8 protein-coding genes are annotated in these 14,850 nt (G+C 59.2%); 7 read left to right on the forward strand and 1 reads right to left on the reverse strand.

Features of this window, described 5'->3' with window-relative positions:
* Nucleotides 1-126: 126 nt before the first annotated feature.
* Together C4334_RS12720 and C4334_RS12725 are read left to right on the forward strand one after the other, a co-directional pair.
* Nucleotides 127-3,831, forward strand: coding sequence for a TonB-dependent receptor (locus C4334_RS12720; protein WP_352432463.1), 3,705 nt, complete (start codon nucleotides 127-129; stop codon nucleotides 3,829-3,831).
* A gap of 516 nt (nucleotides 3,832-4,347) precedes the next feature.
* On the forward strand, nucleotides 4,348-8,058 hold the full coding sequence (locus C4334_RS12725; RefSeq protein WP_352432464.1) for an outer membrane beta-barrel protein: 3,711 nt from the start codon (nucleotides 4,348-4,350) through the stop codon (nucleotides 8,056-8,058).
* 685 nt (nucleotides 8,059-8,743) lie between these two features.
* Here C4334_RS12725 and C4334_RS12730 read toward each other — a convergent pair.
* Entirely contained in the window at nucleotides 8,744-10,438 is a 1,695-nt protein-coding gene (locus tag C4334_RS12730) for an ATP-binding protein (protein ID WP_352432465.1), read from the reverse strand.
* Between the two features lie 89 nt (nucleotides 10,439-10,527).
* Between C4334_RS12730 and C4334_RS12735 the strand changes: the two genes are divergently transcribed.
* The 5 genes from C4334_RS12735 to C4334_RS12755 all read left to right on the forward strand — a co-directional run.
* Nucleotides 10,528-10,857, forward strand: a complete 330-nt coding sequence (locus tag C4334_RS12735) for a helix-turn-helix domain-containing protein (RefSeq protein ID WP_352432466.1) — start codon at nucleotides 10,528-10,530, stop codon at nucleotides 10,855-10,857.
* 22 nt (nucleotides 10,858-10,879) lie between these two features.
* The gene (locus C4334_RS12740) at nucleotides 10,880-11,398 is read left to right on the forward strand and encodes an ImmA/IrrE family metallo-endopeptidase (protein WP_352432467.1); all 519 of its coding nucleotides are present in this window, start codon (nucleotides 10,880-10,882) and stop codon (nucleotides 11,396-11,398) included.
* A 462-nt stretch (nucleotides 11,399-11,860) separates the two neighbouring features.
* Complete coding sequence (locus C4334_RS12745) at nucleotides 11,861-12,451, forward strand: MarR family winged helix-turn-helix transcriptional regulator (protein ID WP_352432468.1); 591 nt, start codon at nucleotides 11,861-11,863, stop codon at nucleotides 12,449-12,451.
* Between the two features lie 74 nt (nucleotides 12,452-12,525).
* On the forward strand, nucleotides 12,526-13,920 hold the full coding sequence (locus C4334_RS12750; RefSeq protein WP_352432469.1) for a TolC family protein: 1,395 nt from the start codon (nucleotides 12,526-12,528) through the stop codon (nucleotides 13,918-13,920).
* Between the two features lie 40 nt (nucleotides 13,921-13,960).
* Nucleotides 13,961-14,850 (forward strand): HlyD family secretion protein (locus tag C4334_RS12755; protein WP_352432470.1); only part of this gene is annotated, 890 nt, incomplete at its 3' end.

Here is a 14,850-nt window from a genome sequence, read left to right on the forward strand (position 1 = left end):
AAATTAATTCTCAGCAACGTTGACGTCCGAGGAAAGCGCGCCTACAAGCAACTGATTCGCTGAGGTGTTCTTGATCGGACGACACAACCCAAAAACGCATCTTACAGACTTTCGAGGAGGAGAATAATGCGATTGAAAGCGCTGCTCGCATTATCGTTGGTTTGTGCCCTCTTCCTGTTCCCGCTCGTTCATGCGCAATCGAACACGGGACGGTTGGTTGGCACTGTTTCTGGACCAGACGGTGTGATCGCTGGCGCGACCGTTACCTTGACGGATGTCAAGACGGGGCGCGAGCGAAGCACGGTTACCACGGGCGAGGGGAATTTCATCTTTCCGCAGCTCGAGGTGGGAACTTATACTGTACGGATCACCGCTCCCGGCTTCAAAACTTTCACCGCGACGGACGTCAAGATCGACGTCGCTCGGGAGTACTCGCTCAATGTCACGCTCGAAGTCGGCGGCGTGCAGGAGAGCGTCACAGTGGTTGCCGGCGCCGACATCTTGAACGCGACTTCAGGCGAGCTGAGCAATACGGTTAGTCCGCGACAAGTGGTCGAACTGCCGCTCAACGGACGCAATCCGTTGCAATTGATCCAGCTTCAACCAGGAGTCGCTGCCAATGGTGCAACCAGTACGACCATCAACGGTCAACGCACGTCTTTTACGAACATCACGCGTGATGGCCTCAACGTTCAGGATAACTTCATTCGCGCCAATGCGACCGATTTCGTGCCCGATCGCCCGAACGTGGACGACACGGGTGAGTTCACCGTCATTACGCAGAACGCTGGCGCCGATGCCGGTTATGGAGCGTCGCAAGTGCAGCTTGTGACACCGCGTGGTGGAAGCGAGTTCCACGGCGCCGCTTTCATCTACAATCGGAACTCGAAGTTTGCGGCCAACAGCTTCTTCAACAATCTCGCGGGAACGCCGCGTCCTTTTCTCAACCGCAATCAATTCGGGGGCAAACTGAGCGGTCCTCTCTACTTGCCGCGTTTCGGCGAAGGCGGACCAGTTCTTTACAAAGGCAAAACCTTTTTCTTCGCCGCTTATGAAGGCTTCCGCTTGCGGCAATCGGCGACCGTTGCGCGCACCATCTTGCTGCCACAAGCGCGGCAGGGCATCTTCACTTACCGTGATAACTCGGGTACCGTGCGTTCGGTCAACATCCTTCAGCTTGCGGGCCTTTCGGGCATCGACCCTCTCGTTCAAAGCCGCATCTTGGCCAACTTGCCGACCGTCGGCAATCGCACCGACATCGGTGACCAACTGAACACTACCGGTTTCGGCTTCACGCAGAAGCAGAATCAGAACCGCGAAGCCTTCACCTTGAGGATCGATGCCGATCTAAACGAACGACACACGATCGGCGGCGTCTACAGCTACCGCAAGGAGTTCTTGCTTCGACCGGACGTCGATAACACTGGCAATGCTGGGTTCAGCGACATCCCGGCTTCGTTCCAAGACAGCCACAATCACTCGCTGTCATTGACCTATCGTTATACGCCGGGAGCCAACTTCACCAACGAGGTGCGCGGCGGGGTACGCGACGATAAACCACGGTTCGATAACGCGCGACAACCGCAAGGTTTCTTCATCGCCGTTCCGCTGATCAGCAATCCAGAGGTGAACTTCCAAGCGCAAGGGCGCAACGTTCGTTACTACAACTTGCAGGACAACGCCGTCTACACCGTAGGTCAACATTCGATCCGCTTCGGTGGGCAACTCCAAGTCTTTCGCATCAACCCGTATGGTCCGCCAGCCTTCAGTAACTCGACGTTGCCGACCTACGTGCTCGGAACCAATAACAACACGCCAGCGCTTTCGGCGAGTCAGTTCCCGGGCGGCATCAGCGCGACGCAGCTGAACAACGCCAACTCCTTGCTCGCCCTGCTCGGCGGCATCATCGGGAGCGCCAATCTCACCTTCAACGCGACGAGCAAAAACTCGGGGTACGTGCCCGGCGCCATCCCGCAGCGTAACCTCAACTTCGAGCACTATTCCTTCTACGCGGCGGACCAGTGGCGCCCGATTCCGCAACTGACCTTGAACTATGGGTTGCGATACGAGCTTTATACGCCGATCCGCGAGCCTAACGGGTTGGCTCTTGAGCCGGTGATCCAGCCTGGACAAAACGTCATCACCGCCATTCTCGATCCCAACGGCATCTACGATTTCGTTGGGCGAAACGCTGGCGGCGATAACAAGTTCTTCAAGGCCGACAAGAACAACTTCGCTCCCGTGGTCAGCTTCGCTTACACGCCGCAGTTCAAGAATCGGTTGTTGGGTTCGATCTTTCCGGGTGAAGGGCGGACGGTGATCCGCGGCGGTTTCCGCATGAGCTACGTCAACGATGAGTTCGTTCGCGCGGCGGATAACGCCCTTGGCGGCAACCAAGGATTAACGCAGCAGGTGACGCTGGCCAACATCAACGCGCGCTTCTCTTCGCTCCCCGGCTTTACAACCCCGACGTTCCAAGTGCCACGCACCTACGCGCAAAACAATCTGCTCGCTGGTCGGTTTGGAACCGTTTTCGCCATTGATCCTGACCTCCAGGTACCGCGCTGGATGGAATACAGCTTTGGCATCCAGCGCGAGATCGGCTTCCAAACAGCGATCGAGATCCGCTACGTTGGCGGACGAAGCGACAACCTCGTGCGCGGTCGCGATCTCAATCAAGTCGACATCTTCGGCAACGGTTTTGTGCAAGACTTCTTGCGCGCGCGCAACAACCTGTTGTTGACCGGCAATCCCGCCTGCACGCCGGCGCAGAACCCCGGGTGCCAAACGCTCACCGTCTTCCCGAATCTCGGCGCAGGCGGATTGTTGAGCAACACGACGGTGCAAACCCAGTTGCGTAACGGGACGCCGGCTGATCTCGCCATCCTTTACATCACCAACGGTTTGACGGGCAACGTTCGTTTCCTCCCAAACCCAAACACGGGCGTCGCCGATGTTTTGGACAACAGCGGCATCTCGCGATACAACTCTCTACAGGTCGAAGTTCGACGTCGCCTCTCACAAGGCTTCTTCTTCCAAGCGAACTACACCTTCCAGAAGACGCTGACCGATGCGCCAGGTGTTGGGCAGACGCGCTTTGATCCGTTGCTCGACAACAATCAGCCGCGGCTCGAATATGCGCGCGCCGATTACGACCAGACGCACGTCTTCAACTTCAACACGATCTACGAGTTGCCCATCGGTCGCGGGCGTCGCTTCCTCGATCAAGGCGGGATCGTCAACTTCTTGCTCGGCGGCTGGCAATTCAGTTCGATCATTCGCGCGGCGACCGGCGCTCCCGTAACGATCACTGATCCGCGTGGAACGCTCAACCGCGCCGCGCGCTCCGGACGGCAAACAGCCGTCTCCTCGCTCAGCAAGGACGAGATCAAAAACTTGATCGGCGTTCGACGCACGCCGTGCGGCGTCTTCTTCATCGACCCAAGAGTGATCAACCTCAACCAAGCGAACTTGCAGTCTGGGTTGTGCAGTCAATTGGGTAGCGGACGCGCCGCCGAAGGCTTTGGAACGACGCCCTTCTCCGGGCAGGTCTTCTTCAACGCGGCACCCGGACAGACGGGCAATCTCGAACGCGCCTTTATCAACGGCCCGTTCATCTTCTCTTGGGACGCTTCCTTGCTGAAGAACTTCGCTTTGCGTGAGACCCTCCGCTTCCAACTGCGCGTAGAAGCGTTCAACGTCATCAACCGCGCGAACTTCTTTGTCAACCAGTTCACCGGGCTGAACATCAACAGCCCGAACTTCGGGCGCATCACCTCGACGGTGACCGCCCCACGCGTCATCCAGCTTGTCGGGCGGATTGAATTCTAGGTCCGCAAAATAGCTGTTAATCGCGACGAGCCACATAAAGCTTTACGTGGCTCGTCGCTTTTGAGCTTTCCGCTCATCGTTGCAGCTCGTTCAGCTTCCGCCATCGCTGGACGGCAGCCACGCCTCGGTCCCGTCTTCCATTTCCACCCGCAGCGACTTCTTCCGACATCGGTCCCGCAGCGATTTCGCTTCGTCGAGCTTCCTATATGGCAGTTGTCAGCGGTCAAGTCCCGGACTGTCTGTAAAACCCCCAGTCCGGATTTGAAGGGGATTGCAATATCGTGCGAGTGGTGCTATTAAATTAGCCTCATTCATGCGGCTCAAGATCGATCCGGAACGTCCACCAGAGGTAGCGACCTCTCTTGATGGGTCAGTTGCGGAGTAACTTTTGCCATCGCGGCTTACCGAACGAGCATGAGTTGTGCGAGAAGTTGAGTAGAGAGTCGCCTTTCTTCACAACCTGGCCGACTGCGGGAGAGGACGACTTGCTGAATCGAATCTTTCGGAGGATACCACATGGAAAAAAACGCAATCCCACTAGTGCTGCTTCTTGGGTGTTTGTTCTTCGCCGCGAGCGTGAATGCCCAAACGGGCACTTCTTCGATACGCGGCACGGTGGTCGATCCGCAAGGCGGCGCTGTCGCTGGAGCGACCGTGACTCTCAGCAACGAAGCGCGTAGTCTAGTTCGCACCACGACGACCAACGAGGCAGGAGTTTTCGCCTTCGATCTCGTTCAACCCGGCGCTTATCAAATCGAAGTTGAAGCTGCCGGTTTTAAAAAGACGACGGTGCGCGACGTGCGCGCGCTAGTTGCGCAACCGACCGAGATCAACATCCAACTCGAGGTCGGCCAGATCACCGAAGCCGTCACCGTCTCGGCCGCCAACGAGTTGACGCTGAACACGCAAGACGCGAGCCTCGGCAACAACTTCGTTTCGTTGCAGATCATCCAGTTGCCGCTCGAGGCGCGCAACCCCATCTCTTTGTTGACGCTGCAGCCAGGCGTGACCCCTAGTGGCAACGTCACGGGGGCACGCAGCGATCAATCGAACATCACGCTTGACGGCGTGGACATCAACGAAGCACAGACCAACTCCATCTTCAACCCCGTATTACGGTTGAACGGCGAAGCGGTCGAAGAGTTTCGCGTTGTGACGAGCAATGCCAACGCAAGCTATGGGCGGTCGTCGGGCGCCCAGATTTCGCTCATCACGCGCAGCGGCACCAATCAATTCCACGGTGCGCTCTTCGAGTACCATCGCAACACGGTGACGACGGCCAACGACTTCTTCAATAACCGCAGCGGATTGCCACGTCCCAAATTGCTGCGCAACACTTTCGGCGGTCGGTTAGATGGGCCGATCATCAAGGACCGGCTCTTCTTCCTTTACAGTTACGAAGGGCGGCGCGATGCAAGCGAAACGGTGGTTGGCCCGCGCGTCGTTCCGCTCGCGAGCTTAGGACGCGGCGAGGTGAAGTTCCTCGGCGCAGCTCCGGGCGATCCACCGGGCACGGTGCGCGTTATCACGTTGACGCCGGACCAGTTGGCCGCTTTCTTCCCCCAAGTTGGATTGAATCCGCGCGCGTTGGCCGTGCTCGCCGATGCGGCCCGACGTTATCCAGCCAACGACCTGCAAGCAGCAGGCGATGGGTTGAACACTGCAGGCTTCCGCTTTAATGCCCCCACACGCGTGCGGTTCAATTCACACGTTGCCCGATTAGACTTCAACTTAACGAGCAAGCACACGCTCTTTTTCCGCGGCAGCTATCAGCACGATACGCGGCCGCTCAGCTTCGCCAACCCGCAGCGGTTTCCCGACACGCCAGTGGTCAGGCGTTGGTACCATCCATATGGATTTGCCATCGGTCACACGTGGGCTATCAGCGGAACCAAGACGAACAACCTTCGCTACGGATTGACGCGCTTGGCGTTGAGCGATCAGGGCGATTCTGATCAGAACGCCATCACCTTCCGCTTCGTCTTCGCCCCGCGATTGTTCGTGCGCACCTTCAATCGGGTCAACCCAGTGCACAACATCACGGATGACTTTTCGTGGATTATCGGTAACCACACGTTGCAACTCGGGACCAACGTCCGCATCATCCGCAATCGGCGCCTCGATTTCGGCGCGGCTTACGACAACGCGGTGACCAACCCGTTCTTCTACCAAGCGTCCGGAAACGTTCTGCTTACGCCGATCCGTAACGCCGGTTACACCATCGCCGGCAATCCGGATGATTTGAAAGCGGCATTGACGGCCGTCATCGGGCGCTTCTCGCAGTACACGGCTAACTTCAACTTCGATCTTCAAGGCAAGCCTCTGCCCGCTGGACAAGGCGTCTTTCGCGAGTTCGCGACCGAAGAGTATGACTTCTACGCGCAAGACGTTTGGAAAGTGCGCTCCAATTTGACGTTAACCTATGGTTTGCGCTACGGGCTGAGTCGGCCCGTTTACGAGACGCAAGGGTATATTGCCGTTCCTGACGTGCCGCTCGGCGAATATCTGCGTCGAAGGATAGAGTCCGCTGGTCGCGGCATCAACTACGTCGATCCCATTCGCGTCAATCTCGGCGAACGTTTCTACAATTGGGACAAGAACAACTTCCAACCGCGCGTTTCGATCGCTTGGTCCCCAAACTTCAAGAGCGGGCTATTCGGCTTGATCTTCGGCGGCGAAGATAAATCGGTGATTCGCGCCGGATTCGCCATCACCAACGACTACTTCGGCCAGCAATTGGCCGTTACCTTTAACGCGCAGAATCAGCTCGGCTTCTCATCGGCACAGACCATTTCGGCCAATACCTTCAATGTGACAACGCGCCCAGCGCCGTTGTTCACAGGCTTCGATCAGAGCATTCGCACGCTGCCCGGGATCGTGATCCCGTCGCAGTTAACCTTCCCACAGCAACGCCCGGCAGACAACCGGCGGCGCATCGAAAGCTCGCTCGACAGCAACCTCGTCTCGCCGATCAACTACAGTTGGAACCTCTCGTTCCAGCGGCAACTGCCCGCTGGCGTCGTCATCGAGATGGCCTACGTCGGGCGCGCGGCGCGCAACCTCTTGGCGGGGCGCGATGCAGTCCAACCGAACTTGAACTTCACCGATCAGAAATCTGGCCAAACGTGGACGCAAGCCGCCACCATCCTCGAGATTTTGCGGGCCAACAACACGCCGATCGCCAGCGTACAGCCGCTTCCGTTCTTCGAGAACTTATACGCTCCGGGATCGCTCGGCCAGATACTCTTCGGCGTCTCGACCCTGACCAATACGCAAGCCGTGTACGCTATAGCGGCCGCGACTGCTCCCGGGTGCGCCAACATCGGTTGCTATGAGTTCGGCAATGACTGGGCCTCAGTGCAAGACCTGCTCGATGGTGTCTCCGGACGACGGTATTTCTACCAGCCGCAATACGGCGCGCTGGCTGTTTATAGCACCATCGCCTCGTCCGATTACCATGCGGGGACGCTTTCGATTCGGCAGCGCTTCCGTAACTCGCTCAGTTTCGATTTCAATTACACGCTTTCGAAATCGATGGATGATGTGTCGGGCTTGCAAACGGATGCTCCCTTCACGCCGTTCATTCTGAATGCGCTGGACCTGAAGCAACAACGGTCGGTTTCCGACTTCGATATCCGACATATCATCAACGCCAACGCTATTTGGCAGTTGCCCATCGGACGGGGCAGGGCATTGCTCAGCAACATCTCGAAGTTCGCCGACGCTTTCATCGGCGGCTGGCAGCTATCCGGTATCTTTCGCTGGAACTCGGGCTTGCCCGTCGATGCGCCGCTCGACTTCGGCGGTTGGCCAACCAACTGGAACCGACGCAACTACACCGTGCGAATCCGTCCGCTCAAGGCCGAGCCAAATCGCGGTGGCGCTACTCCACCCAACCTCTTCTCCGATCCGCAAGCAGCTTATCGCTCTTTCCGCAGTGGGCGTCCCGGGGAGCGCGGTGACCGCAACATCTTGCGTTATCCGGGTTATGTCGTGCTCGACATGGGGCTGGCCAAATCCTTCACCATGCCGTGGAGCGAAGGTCACCGGCTTCAGTTCCGGTGGGAGGTCTTCAACGTCACCAACACGCAGCGTTTAACCGCTGTTGACGGTTGGGTGCAGGGACTCGATCCATTCAACTCTTCCAAGAACCCCACGTTCGGCAACCTGACGGCAATTCAGGGAACGCCGCGCGTGATGCAGTTCGGTCTGCGGTACTCGTTCTAATCGCTTGGGTGCCCGTCGACCTACCGCGTCGACGGGCACCATTCTCGCATTTGAAAAGATACAAGCTAGCGCGGTAATTTGGATCTGGTTTGTCATGCTCGTTCTGGCTTCCGCGCCTTGCACAGGCTTTCCAACTCCCCTCTATAGTTTCCGCGGTGAGGTGATCGGACGAGCGGCCAGTTGCCAACAACGGACCGCGGTCGTTTCTTCAACCTGACCAACAACGAAACATGGGCTAGCCATTGAAGTTGACAATCAAGAGATCGCGCGTGCGCTCATCGCCGAACAGTTCGACACGCGTCATGCCCTTTCCGTCATGTAGCGCCCGGGAAGGAGCTTTTGTCGAGGGTCGCGGCATCAAAATCACCGAAGTCTGTGCGCGTTCGGTTGAAAAGCGCAAACCGTACGAGCAAGCGAGACAATCTGCACGATGAAGGTGATTCGCCTGCCTAAGTTCAATGCTGATGCGAGTCCATCTCGACGAAGCGTTGCGGCTCGAGACGCACGGCAAAATAGAACTGCATCCACGTTTAGCCGCGCTTTATGACCGCGATGGAGCGACAGACAAAAGAGTGCGCGCCATCCCTCGCCGAACGCCTGGACCATTGGAATCGCGAAAAGCTGCGCTATCGCGTCAAGGATCAAGGTAGAGGATGATCGGTCATCGGCTCTTCAGCTCACGCGCTCAAACATCGATTCCATCGACAGAATCAGGCTTCCTAGCTGCCGCCAGCTTGACGAGCACAGCGCGTCGTTCAGCCGCAGTGCGCTGCTCGCGCGGTGTGAAATAGTTTTGCCAGTCGGCTGGTGCGTCTAGCGTTTGGCCGCCATGGCGCGTCAAGCGCTCACGCACCTGGCAGGTGACCGGGATGTTGATGGCCGAACCGCTGATCACCGCCTGCCCCTTGGTCAACGCCGGGAGTTCGGCCAGCAACGCGCGTCCTGTGCTTTCAACGGAGCGGGCGACGTTGTCCTGATCGAACGGGTTGACAATGCGCATGATGATCTGCGTCATGCACTGCGAGAGCACGTCTTGATCGAGTTTACCGGGCCGCTGCGTGATCAGACCGATGCCGACGCCGAATTTGCGTCCTTCACCGAGTATCTCTTTGAGTATGTTGGTCGATACCACCGTCTGGCCCGCCGGAGCGAAGCGATGAGCCTCCTCCAGCAACGTGAAGACGGGATAGGGCAGGTAGTTCTCATCTCTTTCGTCGACCTCGCCGCGCGTGGTCATCTTGCGTGCCTTGTTGACCCGCCGAAGAAGAGTGGCAACGATGACCTGCTGTTCGCTCTGCTCGATATCCGATAGCTGCAGCACCGTGCAGCGCCCAGGCCGAAAGAGCTCTTGCAAACTGAGATGTTCCGAATCGGAGAAGATCCCCCCGGGCTTATCGAACCGCGCGGCCAACCGCCAGAGCAACCCGTCGATGGAGCTGGCGTTGCTCGAATCGCCGTGGTCGTACTTCAGTTTCGTTATCTCATCGCAAAGGTCTTGGTAGCCCCACAACCGCCGCTCGCGCGCGTAAGCTAGCGCGCGGTAAGCCTGCGACAGGTAGTGGAGCATCTTTTCCGATGCCCCCTCGGGCAACAGGTATTTGATGTCAGCTTCGGTTAAAGTAGAAAAGCGCACGCGAATCCTGTCGTGCGTGTAGATGCGAACCTCCGGCATGTATCCGTCAGGGCCGCGAAAGCGCTCATCGCTGGCGATCGCCTGCAAAGTGTGGTACTCGCCATGCGGGTCGATGATGAGCACCGCAGCGCGATTGTAGGGCATCATCAGCTCTTCGACGAGCACGCCTGCCGTGTAGGACTTGCCGCTCCCTGTAGAAGCGATAACCGCCAAATGGGTTGCGACCAGCTCTTTGACGGAGAGAACGACGGGTACTTCGTCCTTTTCGCGCGTCAGCAAGCTGCCGATATGTGCAGAGCCGGTATCTCCGGGCCTGTGCGGCGAGACGATCTCGGCGAGCGTTTCGCTCGATGCCAAGTAGATGGGGTCGCCCGGAGTTGGCGGAATGCGCGGGTTGATGAAATCCCCTATTTCCGGGTTGAAATAGCCGATCGCCTCAAAAGTCACTTCGAAAAGTTCGCATTCGCTCCCCTCTTCAAGACCGATTAACGAAGAGACGGTCACGGGCGACGTTCGCGGGTCGACGAGAAAAGATTCCGGCAGGTTGCGGATCAACTCACGACCTACAACGTGACCAAAGATAGTCAACGTCTCGGATCCGTAGCGCACCTCGTAGCGGACGAATTCGCCGACGCGCGTCCACCGATGATCCGCCGTGACGAAGACATATTCATGCGGACCTTCGCCCGGCCCCTTGACTAGCCCGATTGGTTGATCGCTCTGAAAATCCATGGCGGCCGATAGCATACTATCTCCGAGAAGCGTATGTCAACAAAAATTACTATGTTTGCATTATTGACTCCAGCCGTGCTGGTCCGCTATAATCCGCGCCGAAGATGAGGGTGAACGAACCGGCACTCTACCGCACGATTGGTGAGCGCATTCGTGCGCGGCGTGAGGAGTTAGGTCTCAACCAGAGCGCGCTCGCTGCCGAGGTGGGTTTGCGGCGGACTTCGATCACCAACATCGAGGCGGGACGACAGAAAGCGCCGCTGCATGTGCTCTACGCGCTTTGCCTCGCGCTCGATCTGGAGATCGGCTGTTTGCTTCCATCCAACGCCGAGGTGATCGAACAATCGGTCGTCACGGTGGAGTTCGGGCGCGAAAAGAAGCGCATTCCGCCAGAAGCGGCGCGCGTGCTTGAGAACTTGCTCGGGAAATCATAAGCGGCGAAACGATTCGAAAGAGATGGCGAAAGCGAACAGAGCGACGATAGCGGCCGAGCGGATCTTGCGGGCGAGTGGCGCGAGCGTGCCGGTCGACATCGAGCGGATCGCGCGTGCGCATAGCTTGGAAGTGATCTATCGACCGATGGAGGAGACCGTCTCCGGCATGTTGGTCATCAAAGAGAAACGGGCCATCGCCTGCATCAACGCGCGCCATCATCCACACCGACGCCGTTTCACGCTGGCCCATGAACTGGGCCACTACCTATTGCACGGCGAACGGGTGCGCGTCTTCATTGATGCCTCGCCCATCTTCTTCCGCGACGAACGCGCCAGTTGCGGCACAGATCAGCGCGAGGTGGAAGCCAATCGGTTCGCGGCCAGCCTCCTGATGCCAGAAGCGGCGCTGCGCGAGATGGTCGGTGCCGGTCCATTCGATCTGTTCGATGACAGAGCGATGCAGCGTTTAGCCGCGCAGTTCGGCGTCAGCCCGCAAGCGATGGCGATTCGCTTAGCGGCGCTCGGCTTGGGCGCCCTGTAGCGACCCTGTCGGCAACAATTGCTGAGCGTCGAGCAGGGAGAGAAAATCGGAGAAAGATCCGCGTAGCGATCTTGATCGATAAATAGCCGTTGCTCGCGTGCGTGTTGCTCAGCCATGCCACAGAAGGGTGGCGGCGCGCCGGGCCCGCTGGCTTCTTGTGATGGCCGCGGGCCGATGCCCGAGGCTTTATGTCATCCTCCCGCCGCTTGCGATTCCGCCTGCCCTCGAACGATCGCGTTTCATGACGCGAGATCCATCGGCGCGCGTCTCATCGACCAAAGGAGATCGACGAGTCACGCCACACTCAGCCGCGCGACGTGACTCGCGCTGGCCTTGGTAATTCGGGGTTCGACGATTAGGTTCTTGACGACTTTGATCTCAGGCGTATAAAGGGGTTCTGCTAGTTCCAGATAATTCAAAACTTGACAATTAGGTTCTTAACCAAATAGACTTACGATCACGATGAGGAAGCGTGGGGACAAGGTCGAGCGCAAACTCCCGGACGAAAGGGACAAGCGCGAAACGCACTACGCGCAGCGAGCGCGACTTCACGGGACAAAGTACGACGAATTTCATCGCCCGTCGGTCCAACTCTTGCTGAACTTAGTTTACACCTACGATGTGGTGCGCGCTTGGGTCGCGCGCAGGCTCGAGCCCTACGCGCTTTCGCCGGGAGCGTTCAACGCCTTGTTGATCATCGGGCACTATGGACGCGCCGGCTGTCCGATGTGCGAAGTCGGGGAGCTGCTGCTCGTCAGCCGCCCGAACGTCACTGGTTTGGTCGATCTTCTCGTCCGGCGCGGACTGGTCGAACGGGTTGAGGACGCTGCCGATCGGCGCGTGCGTTTGGTGCGCCTGACGCGCGCTGGCGAACGCTTTCTCGATGAGCTGCTTCCGGCCTATTACGCCAGCGTCCGCGAGCTTTTTGCCGGCATGAGCGACAAGGAGAAGAGGTTGCTGAGCGAGCTTTTGACCAAGCTCCGGCACGTCGTGCTGCGTTCGGCAAAGGACGGCACCAAGAGAAGCTCGAAGGGAAGCAAGGTCATCGCATAGAACGCTTGTTAGATGGCGTGAGGTCGTCACGTGAAGACGCTTGCTAGATCTTGAAAGAGCGCGGGGGTGGTCGGGTGAGAAGGCTCGTTGGATTCTGTTTGTTCGTTTCGTTGTTGGCTGGCGGCGGCGCTGCGGCGCACGGGCAGATGGCCGTCGATGGCGGCGCTTCTTCCTTCAGCCCGCGAGGATTTCCGAGCGCAGCGCGCACGTCGCGAGCGCCGACGACGCTCGGCTTGCAAGAAGCGATCGAGCTTGCCATCGAGAACAATCTACAGTCGTTGCGCGCGCGCGAGCAACGGCGCGAGGCGGAGGGGGTGAGACAGGAGTTTTTGGCGACGCTCTTGCCGAATCTGTCGGGCGTCGTTTACCAAGCGAGCGTCACGCAGAATTTGGCGGCGCTCGGTTTTCGTCCCGGGAGTTTCGGATTGAGTTCGACCTTCGTCGGCCCGTACAAAAATTTCGACGCGCGCTTGCGTCTCGTGCAGGCCCTTTTCGATCTGAGCGCCATTCGCCGCTTTCAAGCCGAGCGCGCTGATGTGAAGTTAGCCGATCTGCGTTTGGAGTTGGCGCGCGAGCAGGTCGCGACCGCGACGGCGCTCGCGTACCTAGAAGCGCTTCGCGCTGAACGGGCGGTGGCCGCTGCCGAGGCTGATGTCGAACTGGCGCGCGTCCTGCTCAAGTTAGCGCAGGACCAGCGTCGCGCGGGCGTGGCGACGGGCGTCGACGTGACGCGAGCCGAGACGCGGCTGGCCGAAGAAGAGGTGCGGCTAGCGCAAGCGCAAACAGCCGCCGACGGAGCGCAGCTCAATCTGAAGCGCATCATTGGCGTTCCGCTTGAAGCGAAGGTAACGCTGACGGATCAACTCCGCTTCGTACATGATCCTTTGCCTTCGCTTGATGAGGCGCTCGCCGAGGCTGCGCGAAACCGGCGTGAGATTCGTCTCGCCGAGCAACAGGTCAAGGTGAGCGCATTGGAGCGACGCGCGGCGCGCGCCGAATCGCTTCCTTCGCTCGCGTTCGTCGGCGACTACGGCACGAGCGGCATCACGCCGACGGAGGCGGCGCTCCCCACACGTCGCGCCGCTGTTCAATTGAACGTTCCGATCTTCAACGGCGGACTTACTCGCGGGCGGGTTGTGGTCGCGGCGAGCCGGCAGCGGCAGGCGGAACTTGAATTGGAGAGCTTGCGTCGGCAAGTCGAAGAGGAGGTGCGACTCGCCTTCGCCAATTTGCGCACAGCTGAAGCGCAGGTGAACGCTGCTGATGCTGGTCTCCGTTTGGCCGAACGCGAGTTGGAGATGGCGCGTGACCGCTTTCGGGCGGGCGTCGGCGACAATCTTGAGGTCATCAACGCGCAAACAGCGCTTGCCAACGCGCGCCAAGCCCAGATCACGGCGCTCGCCGTCCACAACGCGGCGCGCTTGAATCTCGCCGCTGCGCTCGGTCGAGCGGAGAAGTTCCGTTGGTAGAGAGGCTGGAGCGAAGAGTTTGTTGGATGGAGTCGGCCTTATGGCAGGGGTGATCGAACAGGAGATCCAAGACGAGCAGGGCACAGAAGGGCTGGAGAAGATCGTTGACAAACGCGACGGCGAGAAGAAGCCGCTTTACAAACGCCCGGCCTTCGTTCTGGCGTTCGGCATCGCGCTCATCATCGGTGGCGTAGTTGGCCTACGTTACTGGCTCTACGCGCGCTCGCACGAATCGACCGATGATGCTTTCGTTGAAGGTCACATCGTGCAGGTGAGTTCGAAGGTTTCGGGTCACATCGTCAAGCTCTACGTCACCGACAATCAGGAGGTGAAGGAAGGAGATCTGATCGCCGAGATCGATCCGCGCGATTACCAAGCGCGCCTTGAACAGGCGAAGGCAGCTTTGGAGGCGGCGCAGGCGCGCGCGCGCGAAGCGGAGCTAGGCGTGAAATTAACGCGCGCCACTACGCGCGCCGGGATGCGACAAGCGACGGCCATCGTGCAGCGTGCGCGCACAGATGTAGAGACCAGCCGCGCAGCGGCGAAGGCTGAAACGGCGCGTGCCGCCCAAGCGCGCGCTGCCGTGTCCGCTGCTGAAGCCAATCTCGCCCAAGCACGTGCGCAGGTCGCTGCGGCGGAAGCCGAGGCGACGCGCACTGACGCCGATGTCGAACGCTATCGCACGCTCTACGAGCGGGATGAAATCTCGCGGCAGCGGCTGGAGCAAGCGGTGGCGGCGGCGCACACCGCCGCTGCACAGCTTGAAGCCGCACGTCAGCGCGTCTTGGCTGCTGAAGCGCAGTTGCAGGAGGCGCGCGCTGCTGCAGACGCTGCTGAAGAGAACGCGCGGCGCGCACGGACGCAGGTCAGCAGCGCGCAGGCGCAGGTCGGCGAGGCGTTGGGCCGGTTGGCGCAAGCCGCCACCGCGCC

The organism is Pyrinomonas sp. (assembly GCF_040289685.1).
Taxonomy (GTDB): Bacteria; Acidobacteriota; Blastocatellia; order Pyrinomonadales; family Pyrinomonadaceae; genus Pyrinomonas.